The sequence below is a fragment of the Nocardiopsis flavescens genome (assembly GCF_900141985.1).
In the GTDB taxonomy this organism is placed as follows: Bacteria; Actinomycetota; Actinomycetes; order Streptosporangiales; family Streptosporangiaceae; genus Nocardiopsis; species Nocardiopsis flavescens.
Genome location: NZ_FQZK01000007.1, coordinates 20,265 through 45,464, shown reverse-complemented (window position 1 = coordinate 45,464; position 25,200 = coordinate 20,265). Strand labels below are relative to the sequence as shown.

General features: G+C 73.2%; 23 protein-coding genes. 12 read left to right on the top strand and 11 right to left on the bottom strand.

Annotated features, from left to right (window positions below; translation table 11 throughout):
* Nucleotides 1-190: 190 nt before the first annotated feature.
* The 6 genes from BUE45_RS13640 to nucS form a co-directional block, all read right to left on the bottom strand.
* A complete protein-coding gene (locus tag BUE45_RS13640) occupies nucleotides 191-868 on the bottom strand; it encodes a DUF1707 SHOCT-like domain-containing protein (protein ID WP_073379689.1) in 678 nt (225 codons plus the stop codon).
* Nucleotides 869-943: 75 nt separating this feature from the next.
* On the bottom strand, nucleotides 944-1,579 hold the full coding sequence (locus BUE45_RS13635) for a response regulator transcription factor (RefSeq protein ID WP_073379687.1): 636 nt from the start codon (nucleotides 1,577-1,579) through the stop codon (nucleotides 944-946).
* A complete protein-coding gene (locus BUE45_RS13630) occupies nucleotides 1,576-2,817 on the bottom strand; it encodes a sensor histidine kinase (RefSeq protein WP_245833151.1) in 1,242 nt (413 codons plus the stop codon). Before BUE45_RS13630 ends, BUE45_RS13635 begins: the two co-directional genes overlap by 4 nt.
* Nucleotides 2,817-3,641: an ABC transporter permease gene (locus BUE45_RS13625; RefSeq protein WP_073379683.1), complete on the bottom strand. Its 825-nt coding sequence runs from the start codon at nucleotides 3,639-3,641 to the stop codon at nucleotides 2,817-2,819. Before BUE45_RS13625 ends, BUE45_RS13630 begins: the two co-directional genes overlap by 1 nt.
* Complete coding sequence (locus BUE45_RS13620; RefSeq protein ID WP_073379681.1) at nucleotides 3,638-4,522, bottom strand: ABC transporter ATP-binding protein; 885 nt, start codon at nucleotides 4,520-4,522, stop codon at nucleotides 3,638-3,640. The genes BUE45_RS13625 and BUE45_RS13620 overlap by 4 nt, the downstream gene beginning before the upstream one ends.
* 81 nt (nucleotides 4,523-4,603) lie before the next feature.
* On the bottom strand, nucleotides 4,604-5,281 hold the full coding sequence (gene nucS / locus BUE45_RS13615; RefSeq protein ID WP_073379679.1) for an endonuclease NucS: 678 nt from the start codon (nucleotides 5,279-5,281) through the stop codon (nucleotides 4,604-4,606).
* A gap of 377 nt (nucleotides 5,282-5,658) precedes the next feature.
* Here nucS and BUE45_RS13610 point away from each other — a divergent pair, with 377 nt between their 5' ends.
* From BUE45_RS13610 to BUE45_RS13600, 3 genes are all read left to right on the top strand, one after another.
* Nucleotides 5,659-6,870: a 3-hydroxyacyl-CoA dehydrogenase gene (locus tag BUE45_RS13610; protein WP_073379677.1), complete on the top strand. Its 1,212-nt coding sequence runs from the start codon at nucleotides 5,659-5,661 to the stop codon at nucleotides 6,868-6,870.
* 112 nt (nucleotides 6,871-6,982) lie between these two features.
* Nucleotides 6,983-7,312 (top strand): ATP/GTP-binding protein, encoded by a 330-nt coding sequence (locus tag BUE45_RS13605; protein ID WP_218619540.1) that lies wholly within the window; start codon nucleotides 6,983-6,985, stop codon nucleotides 7,310-7,312.
* Between the two features lie 32 nt (nucleotides 7,313-7,344).
* Nucleotides 7,345-8,085 carry an alpha/beta hydrolase gene (locus BUE45_RS13600; RefSeq protein ID WP_073379673.1) on the top strand — a complete coding sequence of 247 codons (741 nt, stop codon included), beginning with the start codon at nucleotides 7,345-7,347 and terminating at the stop codon, nucleotides 8,083-8,085.
* Between the two features lie 76 nt (nucleotides 8,086-8,161).
* Here the strand turns inward: BUE45_RS13600 and BUE45_RS13595 are convergent, their stop codons facing one another.
* Both BUE45_RS13595 and mce read right to left on the bottom strand, forming a co-directional pair.
* Nucleotides 8,162-9,457, bottom strand: a complete 1,296-nt coding sequence (locus tag BUE45_RS13595; RefSeq protein WP_073379671.1) for a DivIVA domain-containing protein — start codon at nucleotides 9,455-9,457, stop codon at nucleotides 8,162-8,164.
* A 443-nt stretch (nucleotides 9,458-9,900) separates the two neighbouring features.
* Nucleotides 9,901-10,359 carry a methylmalonyl-CoA epimerase gene (mce, locus tag BUE45_RS13590; RefSeq protein ID WP_073379669.1) on the bottom strand — a complete coding sequence of 153 codons (459 nt, stop codon included), beginning with the start codon at nucleotides 10,357-10,359 and terminating at the stop codon, nucleotides 9,901-9,903.
* Nucleotides 10,360-10,445: 86 nt separating this feature from the next.
* Between mce and BUE45_RS13585 the strand changes: the two genes are divergently transcribed.
* Complete coding sequence (locus BUE45_RS13585) at nucleotides 10,446-11,633, top strand: acetyl-CoA C-acetyltransferase (RefSeq protein WP_073379667.1); 1,188 nt, start codon at nucleotides 10,446-10,448, stop codon at nucleotides 11,631-11,633.
* Nucleotides 11,634-11,859: 226 nt separating this feature from the next.
* Nucleotides 11,860-12,804 (top strand): methylmalonyl Co-A mutase-associated GTPase MeaB, encoded by a 945-nt coding sequence (gene meaB, locus BUE45_RS13580; protein ID WP_073379665.1) that lies wholly within the window; start codon nucleotides 11,860-11,862, stop codon nucleotides 12,802-12,804.
* Here meaB and BUE45_RS13575 read toward each other — a convergent pair.
* The 3 genes from BUE45_RS13575 to BUE45_RS13565 all read right to left on the bottom strand — a co-directional run bounded on the left by BUE45_RS13575 (nucleotide 12,801) and on the right by BUE45_RS13565 (nucleotide 17,854).
* Nucleotides 12,801-13,622, bottom strand: coding sequence for an alpha/beta fold hydrolase (locus BUE45_RS13575; protein WP_073379663.1), 822 nt, complete (start codon nucleotides 13,620-13,622; stop codon nucleotides 12,801-12,803). The two genes, meaB and BUE45_RS13575, sit on opposite strands and share 4 nt — an antisense overlap.
* Nucleotides 13,623-13,879: 257 nt before the next feature.
* Nucleotides 13,880-15,820, bottom strand: coding sequence for a glycosyl hydrolase family 18 protein (locus BUE45_RS13570; protein WP_073379661.1), 1,941 nt, complete (start codon nucleotides 15,818-15,820; stop codon nucleotides 13,880-13,882).
* A 333-nt stretch (nucleotides 15,821-16,153) separates the two neighbouring features.
* On the bottom strand, nucleotides 16,154-17,854 hold the full coding sequence (locus BUE45_RS13565) for a glycosyl hydrolase family 18 protein (protein ID WP_073379659.1): 1,701 nt from the start codon (nucleotides 17,852-17,854) through the stop codon (nucleotides 16,154-16,156).
* Between the two features lie 314 nt (nucleotides 17,855-18,168).
* On the opposite strand from BUE45_RS13565, the gene BUE45_RS13560 reads away from it, so the two are divergent.
* The 7 genes from BUE45_RS13560 (at nucleotide 18,169) to BUE45_RS13530 (ending at nucleotide 25,175) form a co-directional block, all read left to right on the top strand.
* A complete protein-coding gene (locus tag BUE45_RS13560) occupies nucleotides 18,169-18,690 on the top strand; it encodes a MarR family transcriptional regulator (RefSeq protein ID WP_073379657.1) in 522 nt (173 codons plus the stop codon).
* A 77-nt stretch (nucleotides 18,691-18,767) separates the two neighbouring features.
* Nucleotides 18,768-20,516 carry a coenzyme B12-dependent isobutyryl-CoA mutase large subunit gene (locus BUE45_RS13555; protein ID WP_073379654.1) on the top strand — a complete coding sequence of 583 codons (1,749 nt, stop codon included), beginning with the start codon at nucleotides 18,768-18,770 and terminating at the stop codon, nucleotides 20,514-20,516.
* A gap of 72 nt (nucleotides 20,517-20,588) precedes the next feature.
* On the top strand, nucleotides 20,589-21,539 hold the full coding sequence (locus BUE45_RS13550) for a tetratricopeptide repeat protein (protein WP_073379652.1): 951 nt from the start codon (nucleotides 20,589-20,591) through the stop codon (nucleotides 21,537-21,539).
* A gap of 239 nt (nucleotides 21,540-21,778) precedes the next feature.
* Nucleotides 21,779-22,534 carry a cytidylate kinase-like family protein gene (locus BUE45_RS13545; RefSeq protein ID WP_073379650.1) on the top strand — a complete coding sequence of 252 codons (756 nt, stop codon included), beginning with the start codon at nucleotides 21,779-21,781 and terminating at the stop codon, nucleotides 22,532-22,534.
* 281 nt (nucleotides 22,535-22,815) lie between these two features.
* Nucleotides 22,816-24,228, top strand: a complete 1,413-nt coding sequence (locus BUE45_RS13540) for an NAD-dependent malic enzyme (RefSeq protein WP_073379648.1) — start codon at nucleotides 22,816-22,818, stop codon at nucleotides 24,226-24,228.
* Nucleotides 24,229-24,291: 63 nt separating this feature from the next.
* Nucleotides 24,292-24,873 carry a YqgE/AlgH family protein gene (locus BUE45_RS13535; RefSeq protein WP_073379646.1) on the top strand — a complete coding sequence of 194 codons (582 nt, stop codon included), beginning with the start codon at nucleotides 24,292-24,294 and terminating at the stop codon, nucleotides 24,871-24,873.
* Nucleotides 24,874-24,932: 59 nt separating this feature from the next.
* A complete protein-coding gene (locus BUE45_RS13530) occupies nucleotides 24,933-25,175 on the top strand; it encodes a DUF3039 domain-containing protein (protein WP_073379644.1) in 243 nt (80 codons plus the stop codon).
* Nucleotides 25,176-25,200 lie beyond the last annotated feature (25 nt).

Sequence of the window (25,200 nt, the reverse complement as noted above, 5' to 3'; positions counted from 1 at the left end):
CATTGCTCCGAAGTGTCGGGGGATGGACACCCGGGGTGGCGGGGTATCGCTGCACAGTGCCACTTCCCGTGCGCACCGGGCAAGCGCCGCACAGGAGGTTGCCACAATCAGCCACAGGCCTTACGTTTCCGTGATCACTGTGGTTGGATTGTCCGCTTCGCGGCGCCCGAACGTCTCGTCCGCCGCCGCCTCACTCCTCGACTTCGCGGTTCTTCTTCTCGTGCTTGCGCTTGCGGTACTCCACGCCCACCCCGCCCATGACGGCCAGCCCGCGGATGTGGATGACCGGCGCCTCGGGGCCGACCACGCTCGGGGTCCCCTCCTCCACGCCGAAGCCGCCCATGATCGGCAGGCCGTGCACGCGGACCTGCACGTCGTCGGGGACGATGATGCCGATCCCGCCCATCACCGTGTGGGTCCAGATGGTGGTCTCGCGGGCGGTGAAGCGCGCCTCGCGCAGGTCCAGCTCCACACCGCCCATGAGGGCGAACGCGAAGTAGTTCTCCGGGACGACCCAGCTGCCGGAGCGGTCGGCGCCGCCCATGACGGCGATCGCGCTGCGGCTCGTCGGGGCCTGGTCGACGATCCGGTCCCCGCCGTAGACCGGGCGGGGCGAGCGGAAGCCCCCCGGCGCCGGGACGGGGGCGGTGGAGTGCCCGACGGCGGGCAGGTCCTCGGTGAGGGGGACGAGTTCGCCGACGGTCTTGGCGCGGTAGACCGCGTCCAGGCGCTCGGTGTGCTCGTCCGGGTCCAGGCGGCCCTCGGCGAAGGCCTCCTGGAGTCGGTGCGCCACCGCGTCGCGGTCCGCGTCGGAGGCGCGCATCCGACCGGGGTCGGGGGGTGTGGTCTCGCTCATCGTCTCCACCATAGTTCTGATTCTGGCGGCGGGACACCCTCGCCCGCATCGGGGGGCGACCCCGGTGCGGCCCCGGGGTTCCCGGAGTCAGTCCCCGGGGAGGAGCCCCTGCCGCAGGGCCCGGCTGACGGCCGCCGTCCGGTCGCCCACCCCCAGTTTCTCGTACACCCGCATCAGGTGCGTCTTGACCGTGGTCGGGCTGATGTGCAGGGCCCGGCCGATCGCCGCGTTGGTCGCCCCCTCGGCGGCCAGGCGCAGCACCTGGACCTCGCGCGGCGACAGCGCCGGGCCCGCGGGCGCGGAGCGGTTGCGCATCCCGGTGACGAGCTTGCCCGCCAGCCGGCCCGTCAGCACGGTCTCCCCGCGGGCGGCGGCGCGCACCGCCTCGGCCAGCTCGGCGCGCGGGGTGTCCTTGAGCAGGTAGCCGGTGGCCCCGGCCTCGACCGCGCGCAGGATGTCGGTGTCGTTGTCGTAGGTGGTGAGCACCAGGACGTGCGTCCCCGGGTGCTCGGCGGTGATGCGCACGGTGGCGGCCACCCCGTCGCCGCCCGGCATGCGCAGGTCCATCAGGACCACGTGGGGGGACAGTTCCGCGACCCGGGCCAGCGCCTCGGGTCCGGAGGCGGCGTCGCCGACGATGTCGAGGTCGTTCTCGGCGGAGAGCATGCCGCGGATGCCCTCGCGGACCACGGGGTGGTCGTCGACCAGCAGGACGCGGATCACGGGCCCTCCTCTTCGGGTTCGGGCAGGGTCAGGCGGACGGTGGTGCCGCGGCCGGGCGCGCTGTCGACGTCCAGCGTCCCGCCCACGCCGCGCGCGCGGTGCAGCATGCCGGGCAGGCCGTTGCCCGCCGACGGGGCGCGGGGGTCGAAGCCGTTCCCGTCGTCGGTGACGGTGAGCCGGGTCCCCACGTCGGTGTGGGCCAGGGTGAGCGCCACCCGCTCCGCGGCGGCGTGCTTGCGGATGTTGGCCAGCGCCTCCTGCGCGGTGCGCAGCAGGCACACCTGGAGGTCGCCGGGCAGCTCGCGCGGGGAGCCCTGGACCCGCACCGCGACGGGCACGCCCAGCTCGGTGCCCAGCCGGGCCCCGATGCGCTCCAGCGCGGCCTCCAGGGTGTCCTCCCCCAGGGGGACGGGCCGCCGGGCCGCCACCATGGCGCGGGCCTCGGCGAGGTTCTCCGCCGCCGTCTCCCGCATGAGCGACAGGTGGCGGCGGGCCAGGGCGGGGTCGGTGTCCAGCTCCGACTCCACGGCCTGGGCGAGGGTGATGATGCTGGTGAACCCCTGGGCGAGGGTGTCGTGCACCTCCCGCGCCAGGTGCTCGCGCTCGGCCAGGGCACCGGTCTCCTCCGACAGCCGCGCGGCCTCGGCGCGGCTCTCCCGGAGCTGGCGGATGAGGACGGAGCGCTCGTAGCTCTCCTCCACCACCCTCTCGAACCAGCGGCCGAACCACAGGGCGAAGCCGAGGATGACCAGGTTGACCCCGATCCCCACCGCCACCTCGCGGGGCTCCGTCTCGCCGAGGGAGAGGCGCACGGCCGCGGGGACGAACATGATGAGGCCGACCGACAGGGAGCCGAACAGCGACCCCGCGCTCATGAAGCACAGGGGGGCCACCGCGAACAGGCAGAAGGTCGTGCTGGGAGTCAGGGTCACCGCGACGGTGACCATGGCGGCCACGGCCAGTGAGAACGAGATCGCGGGGACGCTGCCGTAGCGGTCCTCGTTGTAGAGCCTGCGGCCCGCGACCAGGTACAGGGCGGCGGTCGCGAGCAGCAGCGCCGCGGAGGCCCAGGCGGGCGGGCCCGTCCCGGACATCACCCCGACCGCGGCGGCCACCGCCAGCGCGACCGTCACGTAGATGTACCACCCGATGTTCAGCTCCCAGGCGTGGCGCTCGTCGAGCACGGGCTCCGGCCCCGCGTCCCGCCCCTGCTCCGGAGCCCGCGCCGACACGGCCATCACCCGTCCTTCCGCGTCTTCCACCGGAACGTCAGCAGTACCAGGACCAAGCCCACCACACACCAGGCGCCCAGGGCCAGCGCCACCAGGTGCAGGTCCCACGACCCGGAGGCCTCCAGCGCGGCCATCCCGTCGGGGTAGAAGGCGGCCCGCATGCCCTGCGCCATCCACAGCAGGGGGAACAGGGACGCGACGGCCAGCACCCCGTCGGGCAGCACGGTCACCGGGACGAACACCCCGGAGGTGAACTGCAGGGCCAGGAACGGCACCACCACGATGGTGGACGCCGCCTGCGCGGTGCGGGCCAGCGAACTGACGGCGATGCCCAGCAGCGAGCAGGCGGTCGTGCCCAGGACGAGCACCCAGACCAGGGTCAGCCAGTCGGCGCCGGTCCGGGGCATCTGGCCGCCGAAGGCCAGCGCGGCGACCCCGAGCAGCAGCACCGCCTGGCCGACGGCGAGGAAGAACACCAGCAGCGTCTTGCCCAGGAAGTAGGCGGTGGGCGGCATCGGGGTGCCGCGCAGCCGCCGCAGGCCGCCCTGGTCCCGTTCGGTGGCGATCCCCGCGCCCAGGGTCTGGAAGCTGACCGACATCAGGCCCATGGCGAACAGGCCCGGCAGGTAGTGGTCGACGGCGGGCATGCCCATGTCGAACATCCCGTCGAAGATCGACGCGAACATGACCAGGATCAGGGCGGGCAGGGCGAACGTGAAGACCACGCTCTCCCACTCCCGGACGAAGGACCGGATCTCCAGCCACCCCCGGGACAGGCCCACCCGCAGGGTGCCCGGCAGCCGGACGTCGTCGATGCGCGTTCCGCTCATGCCAGGGCCTCCGCCCGCTCGCCGCCGCTGCCGGCGCCCTCGTCCTCGTCGATGAGCCCCAGGTAGACCTCCTCCAGGGTCGGGCGGTGCACGCGCAGCTCCGGGACCTCCCCGGGGAATCCCGCGGCCAGCTCCGCGACGGCCCGGGTGGGCTCGTCCGTGCGGATCTCGCGGCGCACCCCCCGCTCGGACCAGCTCACGGTGGCCTGCGCGGTGGCCCGTCCGCCCAGGGTGTCGGGGGCTCCCAGGGCGCGGACCCGGCCGCCGGCCAGGACGCACACCCGGTCGGCCAGCGCCTCGGCCTCCTCCAGGTAGTGGGTGGTGAGGAGGATGGTGGTGCCCTGTCCGGCGAGGTCGCGGATCAGCTGCCAGAAGTCGCGCCGGGCCCGGGGGTCGAAGCCGGTGGTGGGCTCGTCGAGGAAGAGGAGTTCGGGGCCGCCGATGATGCCCAAGGCCACGTCGAGGCGGCGCCGCTGCCCGCCGGACAGGGAGTCGGCCAGCGCGCGGGCCTTGCCGGTCAGGCCGACCAGTTCCAGGGTCTCGTCCACGCCGCGGGGGGACGGGTAGTTGCCGGCGAAGTGCCGGACGATCTCGCGCACGGGGACCTTGGGCAGCAGCGTCTCCCGCTGCCACACGATGCCGATCCGGGCCCGCCAGGCCCGGCCCGCGCTCTGCGGGTCCGCGCCGAGCACCCGGACGGTGCCGCCGTCGCGGCGGCGGAAGCCCTCCAGGATCTCGACGGTGGTCGACTTGCCGGCGCCGTTGGGACCGAGCAGCGAGAAGACCTCGCCCCGGGGGACCGCCAGGTCGACCCCGGCGACGGCGAGGTGGTCGCCGTACTTCTTGAGGAGGCCCGAGGCCTCGATGACGGTTGCGCTCATACCACCGAGCCTCGCGCGCGGCGCGGCCCGGCGGTATCGGGCGACCGGGCGGTGCGGTGTCCTCCGGTCGGAGGACACCGGTCAGAACAGGCGCAGGACGTCCGGCTCGATGCCGCGCAGCTCGTCGTAGTCCAGGACCACGCAGGCGATGCCGCGGTCCTCGGCCAGCACCCGTGCCTGCGGCTTGATCTCCTGGGCGGCGAAGATCCCCTTCACCGGCGCCAGCACGGGGTCGCGGTTGAGCAGCTCCAGGTAGCGGGTGAGCTGCTCGACGCCGTCGATGTCGCCGCGCCGCTTCAGCTCCACGGCCACCGTGGCGCTGTCGCCGTCGCGGCACAGGATGTCCACCGGGCCGATCGCGGTCGGGTACTCGCGGCGGATGAGGGTGTAGCCGTCGCCGAGGGTGGTGATGTGCTCGGCCAGCAGCTCCTGGAGGTGGGCCTCCACGCCGTCCTTCTGGAGGCCGGGGTCCTTGCCGAGCTCGTGGGAGGAGTCGTGCAGGACCTCCTCCACGGTCAGGACCAGCTTCTCCCCGGACTTGCCGTGGGTGACCGTCCAGATGTCGGGACCGTCCGCGACGACCTCCTCGCGCAGCCTGCACGGGGGGTTCATCCAGTTGAGGGGCTTGAAGGCCCGGTCATCGGCATGGATGGACACACTCCCGTCGGCTTTGATGAGGATCAGCCGGGGGGCCATGGGCAGGTGGGCGGTGAGCCGGCCGACGTAGTCGACGCTGCACCGGGCGATGACGAGACGCACGAAACGTCACGTTACCGCCTCCGCGGTGCGCCCGCTGCGCGAACCCGGGAACGGGCTCTTCCGGTCCCGCGGGCGCGGCGGCCCCGCCGGGGACAGGTGGGGGCACCGCGCGGGCAAGGGCTTTGTGGCCCGCACGCCCCGTGACCGGCGGGGGGTCGTGCGCCTAACCTCTCCAGAGAACGCGCGGTGCGGGCCGGGACGGTCCGCGTGGACGGACCGCGCGGGGACCCGGCCCGGCCGGGAGGGGAAGGAGAGGGGCCGCCGCCCGTGACGGCGGCGGCCCCCGCCGGGCATGTCCCGACATCGTGTTACTCGTGAGTACGCCCGAGGGGGTCCCGGGGACGGCCGGGGTCCGGCGGCCGTCTAGGCTGGGCCCCATGGTGCAGGAATTCAAGAAGGTCGGTGTCGTCGGACTCGGCACGATGGGAGCGGGCATCGCCGAGGTGTTCGCCCGCGCCGGCTTCGACGTCATCGGGGTCGAGATCGACCAGGCCGCCCTCGACCGCGGCCGCGGCCACCTGGACAGGTCCCTCGGACGGGCCGTCGACAAGGGCAAGCTCACCGGGGAGGAACGCTCCGCGATCGAGGAGCGCCTGGCGTTCACCACGTCCCGCGAGGACCTGGCGGACGCGGACCTGGCCGTGGAGGCCGTCCCCGAGCGGATGGACCTCAAGCGCGACGTCTTCGGCGACCTGGACCGGATCTGCCAGCCCGGGACCGTCCTGGCGACCAACACCTCCTCGCTGTCGGTCACCGAGATCGCGGCCCTGACCGGGCGCCCGGAGCGCGTCGTGGGCCTGCACTTCTTCAACCCGGCCCCCGTCATGAAGCTCACCGAGGTCATCACCACGGTCGCCACCTCCGCCGAGACCGTCGACGTCGTCACCGAGGTGGCCAAGCGCATCGGCAAGACGCCGATCGCAGTCGCCGACCGCGCCGGGTTCGTGGCCAACGCGCTGCTGGTGCCCTACATCAACGACGCCGTCCGCCTCTACGAGCGCGGTATCGCCACCCGCGAGGAGATCGACGCGTCGGTCAAGAGGGTCGCCGGCCTGCCCATGGGCCCGCTGGCCCTGGCCGACATGGTCGGCGTCGACGTGTGCCTGGCCGTCATGGACGTGCTGTGGGACGAGTTCCGCGACCAGCGCTACGTCGCCGCCCCGCTGCTGCGCCGCATGGTCGCCGCCGGCCACTACGGCCGCAAGGCGGGCAGGGGCTTCTACGCCGGCCGCCACGAGGCCCCCGAGCCGCTGCCGACCGGCCGCTACGCCGAGATGATCCGCGAGGAGGAGACCCTCGACCTGGGCGAGATCCTCATCGCCCCGCAGATCGACGACGCCCTGCGGATGATCGGCGACGGCTACGCGACCGCCGCGGACGTCGACACCGCGATGCGCTTCGGCTGCGGCTACCCCAAGGGCCCGACCGAGCTGCTCGACGACCGCGGCGCGGAGTCCGTGGTGACCACCCTGGTCGCCATGGGCGAGTACGGACTCACCACCATCGCCGTGCCCGCGCCGCTGCTCATGGACCGGCTCCCCGACACCCCCGAGGAGGAGGGCCACGGCGGCTGCGCCTGCCACGCCTGACCCCTCCCGGGACCTTCGGTGGCCGCCGCCGCGGCGCGTCTGTGGCGGCGGCCACCCCTGCTTCCACCGGCCCGTGCCCTCCCCGCCCCGCGTCCTCTTCTACCCTGGACGGGTGAGCCCGCGTCGCAATTCCTCCCGCCGCAAGTCCTCGCGCGCGGGCCGCCCCGCCGGCGGCCCCCCGGACGAGGACTCCCTCATGCTGCGGATCACCGGGGGCCAGCGCAGGGAGAGCGGTCCCGACGGCGAATGGGTGATGCGCAGCATCCCCGGCTCCGCCGCGGTCAAGGCCTACCGCTGCCCCGGCTGCGCCCAGGAGATCCCCGCCGGCATGCCCCACGTCGTCGCCTGGCGCCCCTACGGCGACGGCGACGACCGGCGGCACTGGCACTCCTCCTGCTGGGAGCGGCGGTCCCGGCGGGCTCCCCGCGCCCCCCGATACTGAGCACCGCCCGCCGAGAACCGGACCGAGGAGCCATGGAGATCCGAGCCACCACGGTGCTGCCCGCCGTGCGACGTCCCATCACCCTGCACACCGCCGACGGCCTGGAGCTGGTCGGCGAACTCGCCCTGCCCGAGGACCGCGACCCGGTCGCGACCCTGGTGTGCCTGCACCCGCTGCCCACCGCCGAGGGCATGATGGACAGCCACGTCCTGCGCAAGGCGTCGTTCCGGCTGCCCGCGCTGGCCGGCGTGGCGGTGCTGCGGTTCAACACCCGCGGCACCACCTCCCGCCACGGGACCAGCCAGGGCGAGTTCGGCGAGGGGGAGACCGAGAAGCACGACGTGCTCGCCGCCATCGAGTTCACCGAGTTCGAGGGCCTGCCGCACCCGTGGCTGCTGGGCTGGTCGTTCGGCACGGAGCTGGCCCTGAAGTGGGGCGCCGACCCCCAGGTCGCGGGCGCGCTGCTGCTCTCGCCGCCGCTGCACCGGGCCACCGACGCCGACCTGCGGGCCTGGGCCGCCACCGGCAAGCCCGTGGTCGCCCTGGTCCCCGAGCACGACGACTACCTGCGCCCGGAGCAGGCCCGGGAGCGGTTCGCGCCGCTCACCCAGGCCGAGGTCATCGGTGTCGACGGCGCCAAGCACCTGTGGGTGGGCGAACCGTACGTGCGCCGGGTCCTGGACGAGGTCGTCAAGCGGGTCAGCCCCGGCGCGTACCCGCTGCCCACCGAGTGGGACGGGCCCTACGAGAAGGACGTCCAGCCGCCGGCCTGACCCCGGCACGCACGAGGGCCCGCCTCCCCGGGGAGGCGGGCCCTCGCGTGTTCGCCCGTCCGCGGAAGCGGAACGGCTACTCCTGCCACCAGTCCTCGTCGTCGGCGCCCTTGCCGGAGCGGGCCGGCTGCCTGGGCTCCTCGGCCACCGGTGCGGCCTCGGCGATGGCGGGCGCGGGGGCGGGGGCCGGGGGAGCGGCCACCGGCGCGGGGGCCGCACCGCCGGGCAGCGCGCCGCCGCCGAGCAGCTGGCGCAGCTGCTGGAGGTGCGACTGGATGCTGTCCCGCTGGCGGTTGAGCTCGTCGACCTCCTTCTTGGCGGCGGTCGTGGCGCGGTTGGCCTCGGCCTTGGCGTCGCTGACCAGGTGCTCGGCCTTGGACTTGGCCTCCGCCTCGATCTGGCCGGCGTTCTTCTTGGCGTTGCCGACCAGCTGCTTGGCGTGGTTCTCCGCGTCGCGGCGGGTCTGCTCGGCCTGCTGGCTGGCCTGCTTGGCGTGGTGGTCGGCGCTGGCGGCGCGCTCCTCCGCCTCGGCGACCATCTTCTGGGTGGCCGCCTGGGCGGCGGCCAGGCGCTCGGCGTCCTGGCGCTCGGCCTCCGCGCGCCGGTCGGCGAGCTGGAGCTCGAACTGGTCCTCCAGCTCGGTCCGGCGGGCCTCGGACTCGGCGTAGGCGCGCTCGGCGTTCTTGCGCAGCTCCTCGGCCTGGCTCTTGGCGGCCTGGATCGTCTCGTCGCGCTCGCGCTTGGCGGCGGCGCGGGCCTGGGCGCACTCGCGCTCGGTGGTGGTGCGCAGCTTCGCGATCTCGCCCTCGAAGGTCGCCCGCTTCTCGGCGATCTCGTGGTCGACGGCGGCCCGCTTCTTCTGGACCTCGCGCTCGGTGGTGGAGGACAGCTCGTCGGCCCGGCGGCGGGCGCTGGTGCTGATCTCCTCGGCCTCGGCCTCGGCGCTCTGGCGCGTCTCGTCGGCCTCGCGCTGGGCGAGGGTGCGCGCCTCGGTGGCCTCGGACTCCGCCGCCGCCCGCATCTCGGCCGCCTCGATCTTGGCGGCCGAACGGATGTCGTTGGCGTCGATCTGGGCGCTCTGGACCAGCTCGTTGGCCTGCTCCTCGGCCAGGCGCAGCAGCTCCTCGATGCGCGAGCCCAGGCCGGCGTAGGAGGGGCGCTCGCGCTCCTGGAGCTGGCGGTTCTTCGCGTTGAGCTCGGCCTTGTACTTCTCGGCCTGCTTGCTGGACGCCTTGACCTCGTTGCGCAGACCGTCCAGGTAGTCCGACACCTGGGTACGGTCGTAGCCGCGCAACACCACGTCGAATTCGGGCGGGGTGTTGTCCTCGTCGAAGATGTTGTTGAGTTGGGTGTCGATGTTGTTTGACGGCATGTGGCGGAATCCTGAACGGGTGCGAGACGGCTATTTGTGAACTGCCGGGGACCGCGTTGGTGGGCGGTGGTCGGGTACCCCGGGGACGGGCGTGCTCTCCGGTCCGGCCCGCGGGCGCGGGTTGTTCGGCATGGCGTGGTCGCGACCGGTTCTCGACCACCGCCGACGCCGTCGGTGCGCTCCGCGTGCACCGGTCCGCCGCGGCGCGGGGGTCGCGTTGTCGCGGCCGACCCGGTCCACCGGATCGCAGGACGTGGACCGAACGACCGGAGATTCACATCCGGCGGCCAACCGACTTTATCAAGCGGGGAACCCCTGGGAAGGGGGTTTCGGGTAACTTCCGGTGGGGTTTGCGGTCGCTTACACGGGCGACGCACAAGATGTGATGTGTCCGGAACGCCCCCGTGACGTCGGGCGGCGGCCGCCGCCCGGGCGAGAGCGCGTCAGCCCGCGCCCTGCACCAGTTCCGTGAGAACGCCCCCGCAGTCCTTGGGGTGCAGGAAGACGATCCGGGACCCGGCGGTGCCCCGCCGCGGCCGCTCGTCCAGGACCCGCACCCCGCGCTCCCCGATCCCCTCGGCGCTGGCGGCCACGTCCGAGGTGCCGAACGCGATGTGGTGCACGCCCTCCCCGTTGCGGTCGAGGAACTTCGCCACCGGGGAGTCGGGCCGGGTCGGCTCCAGCAGTTGCAGGCAGGTGGCGCCGCCGTCGTCCGTGCCGTTGATCCGGAGCATCGCCTCGCGCACGCCCTGCTCCTCGTTGACCTCCTCGTGCTCGACCTCGAAGCCGTAGGTGGACCGGTAGAACTCGATCGAGGCGTCCAGGTCGCGGCAGGCGATGCCGACGTGGTCCAGGCGGGTCAGACCGGAGAAGGGGACGGCTCGATCAGGGGTGTTGCTCATCGTGTGAACCTCTCGACGGCGGCCGACGGCTGTGTGGGTATCGTTGCAGACCAGGTGCGTCACATATCACTTGGAGGCCAGTTACGATGCCCGGTTCCGTCATCGTCGGTGGGGCTCGGACCCCCACCGGACGACTCCTCGGCTCCCTCGCCGGGTTCTCCGCCGTCGACCTGGGCGGCTTCGCGATCAAGGGCGCCCTCGACAGCGCCGGGATCGCCGGAGACCAGGTCGAGTACGTGATCATGGGCCAGGTGCTCCAGGCCGGCGCCGGGCAGATCCCGTCCCGCCAGGCCGCCGTCAAGGCCGGCATCCCCATGAACGTCCCCTCGGTCACCGTCAACAAGGTGTGCCTGTCGGGCCTGGACGCCATCGCCCTGGCCGACCAGCTGATCTCCGCGGGCGAGTTCGACGTCGTCGTCGCGGGCGGCATGGAGTCCATGACCAACGCCCCGCACCTGCTCCCCAAGTCCCGCCACGGGTACAAGTACGGCTCCATCGAGGTCCTGGACGCCACCGCCCACGACGGGCTCACCGACGCCTTCGAGGGCGACTCCATGGGCGCCTCCACCGAGCGGCACAACGCCAAGCTCGGCATCGGCCGCCGGGAGCAGGACGAGTTCGCGGCGCGCTCCCACCGGCGGGCCGCCGCCGCCGCGGAGAAGGGCCTGTTCGACGCGGAGATCGTCCCGGTGGAGATCCCGCAGCGCAAGGGCGACCCGGTCGTCTTCGCCCACGACGAGGGCGTCCGCCCCGACACCACCGCCGAGAGCCTGGGCAGGCTGCGCCCGGCCTTCGACCGCGACGGCACCATCACCGCCGGGTCCTCCTCGCAGATCTCCGACGGCGCCGCCGCCGTCGTCGTGATGAGCCGGGCCAGGGCGCAGGAGCTGGGCCTGCCGGTCCTCGCCGAGATCGGCGCGCACGGCAACGTCGCCGGCCCCGACAACTCCCTGCACTCCCAGCCCTCCAACGCCATCGGCCACGCCTTGGCCAAGGCGGGCCGGGAGGTCGCCGACCTCGACCTCATCGAGATCAACGAGGCCTTCGCCGCGGTCGGCATCCAGTCCATCAAGGACCTGGGCGTGTCCGCCGACATCGTCAACGTCAACGGCGGCGCCATCGCCGTCGGCCACCCGATCGGCGCCTCCGGCGCCCGTATCGCCCTGCACCTGGTCCACGAGCTGCGCCGCCGCGGCGGCGGGCTGGGCGCGGCCGCCCTGTGCGGCGGCGGTGGCCAGGGCGACGCGCTGCTGTTCTCGGTGCCCGCGGAGTAGGGCGCCCGCCGCCGGAGCCGGGCGCGGAGCGCGGGAGATCCCCGGGTGCCCGCGCGTCGCCGCCGGCGGTCCGAGGACCGTCGAAGAGACTAGAGCATTCCCCGAAGACCGCGCGGGGCCGGACCCGGCCCCGCACGGAGTCACGACGCACCTGTACCGGCGGGGCGGCGGTCACGAGCCGCCGCCCCGCCGCCGCGCGGTACGGGCCGCGCACGGAAGGAGCCGCATGGACACCCCCCGACTGGTCGAGAAGCTGCTGCGGGGCGACCGCCGGGCCCTGGCCCGCGCGATCACCCTCGTCGAGAACGGCTCCCCGGAGCTGCGCGAGATCATGGCGGGCCTGGCCCCGCACACGGGGCGCGCCCGGGTCGTCGGGTTCACCGGGCCCCCCGGTGTCGGCAAGTCCACGACCACCAACGCGGCGGTGCGCGCCGCGCGCGCCCGCGGCCTGAGCGTGGCCGTGCTGGCGGTGGACCCCTCGTCCCCGTTCACGGGAGGGGCGCTGCTCGGCGACCGGGTCCGCATGCAGGAGCACGCCACCGACCCGGGCGTGTTCATCAGGTCCATGGCCAACCGGGGCCACCTGGGCGGCCTGTCGTGGGCCGCCCCGCACGCCCTGCGGGTGCTGGACGCGGCCGGGTTCGACGTGGTGCTGGTGGAGACCGTCGGCGTGGGCCAGGCCGAGGTGGAGATCGCCGGGCGGGCCGACACCACCGTGGTGCTGTGCGCCCCGGGCATGGGCGACTCGGTGCAGGCCGCCAAGGCGGGCGTGCTGGAGGTCGCCGACGTGTTCGCGGTCAACAAGGCGGACCGGGACGGCGCCAAGGCGACCCTGCGCGAGCTGCGGCAGATGATCGCGATGAAGGACCGCTCCGACGAGGAGTGGAAGCCGCCGGTCGTCATGATGGTCGCCGTACGCGACGAGGGCGTGGACGAGCTGTGGGACCGGCTGGACGCGCACTTCGCGCACCTGGAGTCCACCGGCGGCCTCGCGGAGCGCCGCCGGCTGCGCGCCCGGGAGGAGGTCCAGGCCATCGTGCTCGACCTGCTGCGCTCCCGGATCGGGGTGGGCGACGACGGCGCCCTGGAGTCGGCGGCCCGCGAGGTGGCCGAGGGGACCCGCGACCCCTACGCCGCCGCCGACCTGGTCCTCAAGGAGTTGGGCGCCTAGTCCCGGGCCGGGCCCCGGTCCAGGACGTGGCGCAGGACGTCGGCGAAGCCCGCCGGGTCCTCCGCGAACCCGCCGTGCCCGCCGGGGAAGACCACCGGGCCGGTTCCGAGCGCCGCCGCCAGGGCGCGCGACGTCGGGTCGGTGAGCAGCCCCGACGACGCGGCGCCGAGACCGACCACGACCCGGACCGGGCCGCTCCGCAGCGCCGCGACGTCGGGGACGTGGCGGGTGGTGGGGCCCAGTTCGTGGGCGAAGAAGCGGTGGGCGTCGGCCCGGTCCTGTTCGGTGGGCTCCGGCTCGGGGGCCCGCCCGTCCTCCTCCGGCGGCGGGAACCCGGCGTTGGCCGCGAACGCGGCGAAGGCCGCCGCGGCCCCGTCCCGGTGGTAGGTCGCGATGATCGCGTCGGTGGCCGCCCGCTGCCGGGCGGCGTCGGGCAGGACCTCCAGCACGGGCGGCTCGTGCGCCACGACCGTGCCCAAGCGTGCGGGGTGGCGCACGGCGGCCGCGAGGGCGGTCACCGCCCCGCCGCTGGACCCCAGGAGGTCGGCCCGCTCGAAGCCCAGCGCGTCCAGCAGCGCCGCCAGGTCGTCGGCGCGCAGCTCCGGGGTGGAGTCCCGCCCGGGGTCGTCCAGCGGGCTGCGCCCGATGCCGCGGGGGTCGTGGGTGATGACGGTGCGCTCGGCGGCCAGCAGGTCCGCGAGCGCCGCGAAGGGCTTCGCGTCCATCGGGGCGCCGGTGAGCACGAGGGCGGGTCCGGAGCCCCGCACCTCGTGGTACAGGGCGCCGTCGGCGGTCTTCAGGGTGTGCGACTCGGCCATCGTCGTTTCCTCTCCTGGGGATCTCACCGGTACCGACCCGGCCCCTTGCGGGAAATCATCGCCCGGACGGGCCCTGATCCGTTCGCCGGCGGTTCCGGGTGCCCCCGCCGGGGCCGGGCAGCCGGAGAGCGGACACGTGTTCCGCGGCCGTCCGCGGGGACCGGGCGGACCCCCGGGGGGCTCCCGGCCCGGCGGGGTCCGGGAGAAGAGCGGCGGCGCCCCCCGGTGGGGGACGCCGCCGCGGTGCCGCGCCGGGGTCAGCCCAGCGTCGCGTCGATCGCGTCCATGAGGGTGCCGTTCGCGTCGTCACCGTCGATGGACCAGATCATCACGCCGCCCAGGCCCCGGTCGACCGCCCACTGCGTCTTGCGGGCGATGGAGACCTCGTCGTCGTAGGTCCAGAACGTGCTGCCGTCGTACAGCCACGCCGTCCCGGAGTCGTCGTCGCGGTGCAGGTCGAACCCGGTCAGGTTCTTGATGACCTTCCAGTCCTCGATGCCGGCCTCGTAGCTTCCGGGGGCGGGCCCGGTCGCGCTCTGGAACAGGCCGTCGCCGTCCGGCCCCGGCGCGACGCCCGTCCAGCCGCGGCTGTAGAAGGGCACGCCCAGGACCATGTCCGCCGGGTCCACGCCCAGCTCCAGGTACCGGTCGATGCTCACCTCGGCGGCGAAGATCCGCGGGCCGGGGTCGCCGGGGGTGACCAGCAGGTTGGACTGGTGGTTGGTGACGTCCTCCCAGGCGCCGTGGTAGTCGTAGCCCTGCACCGTGATGAAGTCGAAGTTCGGCATCAGGGCGTCCATCTCGAAGCCCAGGTCGATCTTGTCCGGGTCGGCGGGCAGGAACGCGGTCAGCTCGAACTCGCGGGAGGTCTCGGCCTCCAGGGCGTCGAGCTGGTCGCGGAACTCCTGGACCAGGGCGGTGAAGTTCTCCCGGTCCTCGGGCCGGACCGTGTTGTGCTCGTGGCCCTCGGACGCGGGCCACTCCCAGTCGAGGTCGATGCCGTCGAACACGCCGTAGGCGGAGCCGACGCCGCCCGCGCCGTCGAAGAGCGGCAGGTTGCCGCGCAGGTACTGGTCGATGCAGGACGAGACCATGCGCTCGCGCGACTGCGGGGTCAGGGCCGCGTCGGAGAAGTGCTCCGACCAGGTCCAGCCGCCGAGGGAGATGTTGACCTTCAGGTGCGGGTACTTCTCCTTGAGCTCGCGCAGCTGGTTGAAGTTGCCGCGCAGGTCCTGGCTCCAGACGTCGCCGACGCCGTCGACGCTCTCGCCGGCGGTGAAGGAGCGGCCGTAGTCGGCCCAGGCGTCGCCCTGGCCGAGCTGGTTCGCCATGAAGCACTGCCCGTCGGCGTTGACGTTGCCGAACGAGTAGTTGATGTGGGTGAGGCTCTCGGCGCTGCCCGAGGTGTCCAGGTTCTTCACCAGGTAGCCGCGGTCGTAGATCCCCCACTGGGTGAAGTACGCGACGCGGCGGTCCTGCGGCGCGGGGGCGGTGCCGCCCTCGCCGGTGGTGGCCGTGACCGTGCCGGTCTCCGGCCCGCGGTTGTTGGAGGTGTCGTAGGCCCGGACGGTGAAGGAGTACGCGGTCTCCGGGGACAGCCCGGTGACGGTGGCGGTGGTCCCGGTGACGGCGCGGACGACCTCGCCGCCGGAGAGGACCTCGTACCCGGCCACGCCGACGTCGTCGGTGGCGGCGTCCCAGCTCAGTCCGACCGTGGTGGCGGTGGTGCCGGTGACGGTCAGCCCCCCGGGGGCCGAGGGCGGCTCGGTGTCGGGCTCGCCCGGCTCACCCGAGCAGGGGGCTCCGTTGAGCGTGCAGTTCAGCGGGGTGGTGTCGTTGCCCGCGGCGCTGGTGCCGTTGAACCCGATGCCGTAGGTGCCGCCCGCGGGGACGGCCGCGCCCCAGGAGGGCGGGGTCAGGGTGTAGGAGTCGCCGGACCGGGTCAGGACGGCGTCCCACAGGCTCGTGATGGCGGTGCCCGGGGGCAGGTCGAACTCGATCGTCCAGTCGGTCAGCGCCGTGCTCCCGGCGTTGGCGATGGTGATCTGGCCGCCGTAGCCGGTGCCCCAGTTGCCGGTCTCGACGTAGGTGACGGTGGCGTCGGAGGCCTGGGCCGCGGCCGGGGCGGGGGAGAGGGCCAGGGGGATGAGCAGGACGGCTGCGACCCATGCCGCGAGCCGGGATCGTCGTGTTCTCAACTTCGGTGCTCCTGGTGCGTGAGCGGGAGGTGGGGGAGTCGCCGTCCGGTGTCCCCGTGGCGGGGCGGACCGGTGGACGACGGCGGGGGTGTGCGCCCGAGGAGTCGCGTGTGAAGTCGAGGACGGGGCGGAGGGGAGCGGGGCACGGCGTACCTCCGGCGGGGCCGAGGAGGGGCGGGGGAGGGGGTGCGAGAGAAGAGAAGTGGCCGGCGCGAACCGTCGCACATCGGTCCGCGCCGGCCGTGGCGGCGGTGCTCCCCGGATCAGAGCACCGACGCCGTCCGGCTCCCGGTCGGCGGGGGAGGGGCCGTGGGCTCCGCCGACCGGGACGTTCTAGGGCCGGTCCGCCCGCAGGGCCCGGTCGATGGAGCCCATGAGGCTGCCGTCGGCGTCGTCCCCGTCGATGGACCAGATCATGATCCCGGAGTAGCCGTTGTCCAGGGCCCACGTGGTCTTCTGGGCGACCGCGGCCTCGTCGTCGTAGTTCCAGAGGGTCTCGCCGTCGTAGATCCAGGCGGTGCCCGCCTCGTCGTTGCGGAAGACCTGGAACTCGCCGGAGGCGACCTTCTCCTTGAGGAAGCGCCACTCCTCGGTACCGGTCGAGTAGGTGCCCTGGGCCGGGCCGGCCGCGGCCTGGAAGAGGCCGTCGCCCTCGGGGCCGGGCTCCACGCCGGTCCAGCCCTGTCCGTAGAAGGGGATGCCCAGGACGAGCTTGGCCGGGTCGACGCCGCGGGAGACGTAGGCGTCGCGGATGAGCTCGGCGGAGATGACCGGCTCGGGGTCGCGGGCGTCGGTCACCAGGTTGGACTGGTGGTTGGTGACCGACTCCCAGGTGCCGTGGTAGTCGTAGCCCTGCACCGTGATGAAGTCGAAGTTCGGCATGACCTCGTCGAGCTCGTAGCCGGTGTCCAGCCGCCAGCCGCCCGCGGGCATGAACGCGGTCAGCTCGTAGTGGCGGTCGGTCTCGTCGCCGTAGGCGTCGAGCTGGTCGCGGAACTCCTGGACCAGGGCGGTGAAGTTCTCCCGGTCCTCGGGGCGGACGACGTTGTGCGGGTTGCCGTCGGTGCCCGGCCACTCCCAGTCGAGGTCGATGCCGTCGAAGACCCCCTGGGCCGCGCCCTCGCCGCCCGCGCCGTTGAGCTCGGGCAGGTCGCCGCGCAGGTACAGGTCGACGCAGGACTCGACGAGGCGCTCGCGCGACTCCTCGGTCAGGGCGGCGTCGGAGAAGTAGCGGGACCACTCCCAGCCGCCCAGCGAGATGCTGACGGTGAGGTCGGGGTAGAGCTCCTTGAGCTTGCGCAGCTGGTTGAAGTTGCCGCGCAGCTCCTGGCCGGCGCCGTCGGCGACGCCGTCGACGCTCTCGCCCGCCGGGACGGTGTGCCCGTAGTCGGCGAGGGCGTCGCCCTGGCCCTCCTCGTCGGTCATGAAGCACTCGCCGTCGGCGCCGACGTTGCCGAACGCGTACTGGATGTGCGTCAGCTTCTCGGCGCTGCCGGTCTCCACCAGGTCGGCCACGTGGTAGTCGCGCTCGGCGGCGCCCCACTGGGTGTAGTAGGCGACGCTGATGTGGTCGTGCCCGGGCCCGGTGCCGCCGCCGGAGCAGGACGCCCCGTTGACGGTGCAGGCGAGGGGCTCGGTGGCGCCGTCGCGGTGCACGCCGTTGAAGCCGAAGGTGTAGGTGCCCCCGGCCGGGACGGTCGCGCCCCAGCGCGGCGGGGTGACGGTGTAGCCCGACGGGTCGCCGGCCAGGGTGGCGTTCCAGAGTTCGTGGATGCGGCTGCCCTCGGGGAGGGAGAACTCGATCCTCCAGTCGTCCACCGGGGCGTCGGATGCGTTGTGGACGACGATCTCGCCGGTGTAGCCGGTGTTCCACCGGGCGGATTCCACGTAGGTGACGGTCAGGCCGGCGGCGGTCGCCTCCGCGGCGGTCGCCTCCGCGGCGGCCGCCGGGAGCGGGGCGGCCATGAGCGGGGCCGCCAGCACGGTCGCGGCGCAGATCGCCGCGATCCGGTTCCTGAAGGGTCGTGCTCTCACGTCGTGGATCTCCTGCTGTCGGGGGGCTGCAGGGCCCGGGGCCTGACCAGGGGGGATAAATTTTTAGGAAACTTAACTAATAATTACGGGGGCCGTCAACGGTCCGCGGCGAACTTTCCGTCACCGGGAGGTGACTCCGTTGCGGGCGCGTCCGGATTTTTCGAGATGGCGGGCCGTACCGGGCGGCCGAACGCCTGGTTGTCCCCTTGTGGCCACGCAAAGTCATTGACTATTGCTCGCTGTGATGCTAGACGCACAAGCAGTGGGGTGCAGGGCCCCCGCGGGACCCATAGAGTGACGGCGTGGGAAACCCTTTGAACCTTCCGTTCGACCCGATCGAACGCGCGCACGACAACTGGTCGCGCAGATGGGGCCCCTCTCCCGCGATGGCCGCGGTCACCTCGGTCATGCGCGCGCAGCAGATCCTCATCGGCGAGCTGGACGGCGCCCTCAAGCAGTTCGGCCTCACCTTCGCCCGCTACGAGGCGCTGGTCCTGCTCACCTTCAGCACCTCCGGGTCGCTGCCGCTGGGCAAGATCGGCGAGCGCCTCATGGTCCACCCGACCAGCGTCACCAACACCATCGACCGGCTGGAGGGCCAGGGGTTCGTCCTGCGCCGCCCCAACCCCAGCGACGGCCGCGGCGTGCTGGCCGAGATCACCGGCTCCGGCCGGGAGGTCACCGAGCGGGCCACGCGGGCGCTGCTCGACATGGACTTCGGCCTGGGCTGCTACTCCGACGAGGAGCTGTGGGACGTGCACCGCATGTTCACCCGGCTCCGCGTCGACTTCGGGGACTTCCCCGAGCCGGCGGCCGAGGCCGCGGAAGGGCGCTGAGCCCGGCCCCGGGATCCGCGCGGAGCCGCGGATCCCCGCTCCTGTACATATTTATTTGGACGTCCTACTATCCAGGTATGGCGAACACCACGAACGGCACCACCGGCGGCGGTGCCGAGGACATCGAGGCCGGACGCGAGCGCTGGCAGCGCCGCTACGACGCCGCGCGCAAGCGCGACGCCGACTTCACCTCCCTGTCCGGGCGCAGGCTGGAACCCGTCTACGGCCCGCCCCCCGGGTCGGGCGAACCCGGGTTCGAGCGCATCGGCTGGCCCGGGGAGTTCCCCTTCACCCGCGGCCTGCACCCCACCGGCTACCGCGGCCGGGCCTGGACCATCCGCCAGTTCGCCGGGTTCGGCAACGCGCGCCAGACCAACGAGCGCTACAAGATGATCCTCGCCTCCGGGGGCGGCGGGCTCTCGGTCGCCTTCGACATGCCCACCCTCATGGGCCACGACTCCGACTCCCCGCACGCGCTGGGAGAGGTGGGCCACTGCGGCGTGGCCATCGACTCCGTCGCCGACATGGACCTGCTCTTCGACGGCATCCCGCTGGGCGGGACCACCACGTCCATGACCATCAGCGGCCCCGCCGTGCCCGCCTTCTGCATGTACCTGGTGGCCGCCGAGCGCCAGGGCGTGGACACCGGCACCCTCAACGGCACGCTCCAGACGGACATCTTCAAGGAGTACATCGCCCAGAAGGAGTGGCTGTACCCGCCCGAGCCGCAGCTGCGCCTCATCGGCGACCTCATGGAGTACTGCGCGGAGAACATCCCCGCCTACAAGCCGCTGTCGGTGTCGGGCTACCACATCCGCGAGGCCGGGGCCACGGCCGCCCAGGAGCTGGCCTACACCCTCGCCGACGGGTTCGGCTACGTCGAGCTGGGGCTCTCCCGGGGGCTGGAGATCGACTCCTTCGCCCCCGGCCTGTCCTTCTTCTTCGACGCCCACATCGACTTCTTCGAGGAGATCGCCAAGTTCCGCGCCGCCCGGCGGATCTGGGCCCGCTGGATGCGCGACGTCTACGGGGCCGCGAGCGAGAAGTCCCAGTGGCTGCGGTTCCACACCCAGACCGCGGGAGTCTCCCTCACCGCCCAGCAGCCCTACAACAACGTGGTGCGCACCGCGGTCGAGGCGCTCGCCGCGGTCCTGGGCGGCACCAACTCGCTGCACACCAACGCCCTGGACGAGACCCTGGCCCTGCCCACCGAGCAGGCCGCCGAGATCGCCCTGCGCACCCAGCAGGTGATCATGGAGGAGACCGGGGTGGTCAACGTCGCCGACCCGCTGGGCGGCTCCTGGTACCTGGAGTCGCTGACCGACGAGATCGAGGCCGAGGCCGAGCGGATCTTCGCGCACATCAGGAGCATGGGCGGCGGGGACGGTGCCGAGCACGCGATCGGACCGATGACCTCCGGCATCCTCGCCGGGATCGAGAACGGCTACTTCTCCTCCGAGATCGCCGAGTCCGCGTTCCAGTACCAGCAGGCGCTGGAGAAGGGCGAGAAGCGCATCGTCGGCGTCAACGCCCACACGGCCACGGTCTCCGGCGAGCTGGACATCCTGCGCATCGGCCACGAGGTGGAGCGCGAGCAGCGCCGGGCGCTCACCGAGCGGCGCGCCGCCCGCGACGGCGCCGCGGTGGAGAGGGCGCTGGCCGACCTGCTGGCGGGGGTGCGGGCAGGGGCCGGCGCCGGCGGCGGGAAGGCGCCCAACCTGGTGCCTCTGATCATGGAGGCGGCCCGCGCCGAGGCCACCCTCGGTGAGATCTGCGCGACCATGGGCGAGGAGTTCGGGACCTACACCGAGGCGCCCCGCTTCTGACCCGGGGCGCGGGGCGGGACGCGGACCCCGGAGCGGGCCGCGTCCTTTCCGCGCATACGGCAGGATGGACACATGCAGCCTTCGGACTTTTCCCCGAACAGTGCCGTCGACCTCGGTGCGCGCAAGGCGGCCATGGAACGCGAGGCCAAGCAGCGCGCCGCGGAGTCGGCGGGTCGAACCAATCCCTATGCCGTGAACGTCGACGAGGCCAACTTCCAGGCCCAGGTCCTGGAGCGGTCCATGGCCGCCCCGGTGGTCCTGGCCGTCCTCGCCGGCTGGTCCGAGCAGTCCAAGCAGGTGGAGACCACCCTGGACAAGCTCTCCGCGGCCTCCGGCGGCAACTGGTTCCTCGCCAAGGTGGACGGCGAGGCCAGTCCCCAGCTCGTACAGGCGCTGCGGGTGCCGTCCGCCCCGATGATCATCGTGGTCGTGCAGGGCCAGCTCCTGCCCGGCCCGGCGGGCCCGGTCCCCGAGGACCAGCTCACCGCCTGGCTGACCGAGGCCTTCGCCGCGCTCAAGGAGCAGGGCGCCCTGCCGCCCGGCCACCCGGGCACCCTGTTCGGCGAGGGCGGCCCGGAGGCCGAGGAGGCCCTGGAGCCCGACGACGACGTGCGCCCGGTCGACGCCGAGGCGCAGCAGGCCCTGGACCGTGAGGACTTCGACACGGCCGAGGCGGTCTACGCCAAGGCGGTCGAGGCCGACCCCAGGGACACCGAGTCCCGGAGCAGGCTCGCCCAGGTCCGGCTGGTCCGGCGGCTGCGCGCGGTGGACATGAACGCGGTCCGCGCGAGCGCCGCCGACGACCCGCAGGACGTGGAGGCGCAGCTGGCCGTCGCCGACCTGGACATGTACGGCGGCAAGTTCGAGGACGCCTTCGACCGGCTGATCGCGACGGTCAGGCGGACGGCGGACAAGGAGCGGGACGCGGTGCGCGCCCGCCTGCTGGAGCTGTTCGACCTGCTGCCCCCGGGCGACAAGGCGGTGGCCGCGGCCCGCCGCAAGCTCACCTCCGCGCTGTTCTGAGGCCCGCGCGCCGTCCCCCGCGCCGCCGCCGGACCGACGGGCGCGGGCGCGGGGGACGGCCGCCGGGAAGATATCGCTGTGCGGAAACCGGGATCTTTACCCGCCGGTAGCCGGACAAAGCGGTAAAACGCACCGTTCTTTCGCGGTTTCCGGCACCGGAGGATAGGGCCGGGGCGCGGCGGGTACAACCCTGCCACCGCGGGCCTCCCGGCCCGCCCCGCTCCTGCGTGAGGTGCTCCATGGCAGGTCCGCCCGACCCCCGCCGTCCCCGGCGGACGCCCGCGGCCCGGCCCTCGCCGCGCCCCGTCGTCACCGTCTCGGCGACCTACGGCGCGGGCGGCGCGGCCGTCGGACCCGCCGTCGCCGCCGCACTGGGCGTGGTCTTCCTGGACCGGGCCGTGCCCGGCGCCGTCGCCGGCCGGATCGGCTGCTCCCTCGACGAGGCGCTCCAGCACGACGACCGCTCGCCCGGCGGGCTCGAACGCCTCCTGGCCGGGGCCGCCCGCCTGCCCACCGTCACCCTGGGCAGCGTCGACACCGCCTTCGTGGGCACCGTCAACGAGGAGGGGCGGCTGCTCTACGACCACGAGTTCGTCGAGCACACCGAACAGGTCATCGGCGAGGTGGCGCACACCGGCGGGGTCGTCCTGGGCCGGGCCGGCGCCATCGTCCTGGCCGACCACCCCACCGCCCTGCACGTACGGCTCGACGGCGACCCCGACGCGCGCCTGCGCCGGGCCCGCGAGCAGTGGGAGGCCGGGGCGCCGGCCGAGGCCGCCGCGGCGCGGGACGCGGCGGGCGGCCCGCCCACCGCCCGGCTCCGCGACGACAACGACCGGGCCCGTGCCGCCTACGTCCGCCGCTACTACCGCACCGACGCGGCCTCCGCGCGCCACTACCACATGGTGCTCGACGGCACCGCCCTGTCGGCCGGGGCGTGCACCGACGCCATCGTCCGCGCGGCGCTCGACCGGGCGGCCGGGGACTCCTCCTGAACGTCCGGCGCCACCGTTCCGCCACCCGGGAAACCTCCGGAAATTCACCGGTTTTTTACGGAAGCGATAATTGTCGGCTTGTGCTGACTCCGGTGGCTTGACTCGGGTAGGGTGAGGCGACTCCGTCGCGATTCCCCCGACCGCGATCCGAGGTCCACCGCGATGCCGCCCCCGGGGGGTACCGCACATTCCATACCCCGCCGCGCGATCGACGCCGCAGCGCCCGGGGGCGTCCGCACGCACGGACGCAGCAGCACCGGCACCACCCGAGGAGCATTGACGTGGCCACCCTTCCCAGCGTTTCGTATTCCATCACCGTCCGCCTCGAACTGGACGCGGGGAGCACGGCGGTGGGGGGCCTCACCAGCGCGGTCGAGCGCGTCGGGGGCATGATCACGGCGCTGGACGTGGCCGCCGCCGGCCACGAGCGCATCCGCATCGACGTCACCTGCGCCGCCCGCGACACCGAGCACGCGCAGGCCATCGTCGACGCCCTGGGCGCCGTCGACGGCGTCGTCGTGCACAAGGTCAGCGACCGGACCTTCCTCATGCACCTGGGCGGCAAGATCGAGATGAAGTCCAAGGTGCCGCTGCGCAACCGCGACGAGCTCTCCATGGCCTACACCCCCGGCGTCGCCCGCGTCTCCCAGGCCATCGCCGCCAACAAGGACGACGCCCGCCGCCTCACCATCAAGCGCAACAGCGTCGCCGTCGTCACCGACGGCTCGGCCGTCCTGGGCCTGGGCAACATCGGCCCCGAGGCCGCCATGCCGGTCATGGAGGGCAAGGCCGCCCTCTTCAAACGCTTCGCGGACATCGACGCCTGGCCCATCGCCCTGGACACCCAGGACGTCGACGAGATCGTCCGCACCGTCCAGGTGCTCGCCCCCGGCTTCGGCGGCATCAACCTGGAGGACATCTCCGCGCCCCGCTGCTTCGAGGTCGAGGCCCGCCTGCGCGAGCTGCTCGACATCCCCGTCTTCCACGACGACCAGCACGGCACCGCCATCGTCGTGCTGGCCGCCCTGCGCAACGCCCTGCGGGTCGTCGGCAAGAAGCTCGACGAGGTCCGCATCGCCATGTCCGGCGCGGGCGCGGCCGGGACCGCCATCCTCAAGCTGCTCATGCACGCCGGGGCCCGCGACGTCATCGTCAGCGACATCCACGGCGCCGTGCACGCCGGGCGCGAGGACATGGACCCCAGCCTGCGCTGGATCGCGGAGAACACCAACCAGGACGGCTACAGCGGCGACCTCAGGGGCGCGGTGGCCGGGGCCGACGTGTTCATCGGCGTCTCCGCCCCCAACCTGCTCTCCGGCGAGGACGTGGCGGAGATGAACGAGGACGCGATCATCTTCGCGCTGGCCAACCCCGACCCCGAGGTCGACCCGGACGTGGCCCGCCTGCACGCCTCCGTCGTCGCCACCGGCCGCAGCGACCACCCCAACCAGATCAACAACGTGCTGGTCTTCCCCGGGTTCTTCCGCGGCCTGCTCGACGCCCAGAGCCACCACGTCACCTCGGACATGATGGTCGCCGCCGCCAAGGCGCTGGCCGACGTGGTCTCCGAGGACGAGCTCGGCCCCAACTACATCATCCCGAGCGTGTTCCACGCCGACCTGTCCACCCACGTGGCCAACGCCGTCCGCGAGGCCGCCCAGCGCGACCAGAAGACCCGCCGCGGCGAGGCCTGACATACCCTGCCGGAACGGAGCCGGGCACGGGTCCGGTTCCTGTTCCGGGGTATGGGGTGTGGCATGGACCAGCCGACGAAGACCGGGCGGCTCCTGGTGGCCGCGCCGATGCTGCGAGAGGACTCCTTCCGCCGTTCGGTGGTGTTCGTCGTGGACGACACCCCCGAGGGCACCCTGGGGGTGATCCTCAACCGCCCCCTCGGCCTGCCCGTGGCCGAGGTGGTCGTGGACTGGGGAGTGCTGGCCAGCGAGCCCGCCGTCATGTTCTCCGGCGGCCCGGTCGGCACCGGCTCGGGCATCGCGCTGGGGGCGGCGGGCCCGGACGGGCCGCCGCCCGGCTGGTCCCCGCTGGAGGGTCTGGGGCCCGCCGCGGCCCTGGTGGGCGTCGGTGTGGTCGACCTGGACGACCCCGCGCCGCCGAACGGCGGTTCCCTGGACGGGTTCCGCGTCTTCGCCGGCTACGCCGGGTGGAGCGCCGGGCAGCTGGACGGCGAGATCGGGCAGGGGGCCTGGTACGTCCTGGACGCGGTCGCGGCCGACGTGTTCACCACCGACCCCGAGGGGCTGTGGTCGCGGGTGCTGCGCCGCCAGGGCGGCGACCTGGCGCTGCTGTCGACCTACCCGGACGATCCCGGCCTGAACTGAGGGCGGGCCGGGGCGCGGCACCCTATACCGTGGAACACAGACTTCGAAAGGTGAGAACGATGTCGATGGACGTCCTCAACAAGGTCCTGCCGGACAGTGAGACCAAGCCGGACACCTCGCACGACGGCGGGGACCGCGAGCGGTTCTCCCACTACGTGCAGAAGGACAAGATCACCGAGAGCGCGGTCACCGGCAACCCCGTGATCGCGCTGTGCGGAAAGGTCTGGGTGCCCAACCGGGACCCGAAGAAGTTCCCGGTCTGCCCCGAGTGCAAGAAGATCTACGAGGAGATGATGGCCTGAACCCCGGCCGTCCCCGCGACGCGTC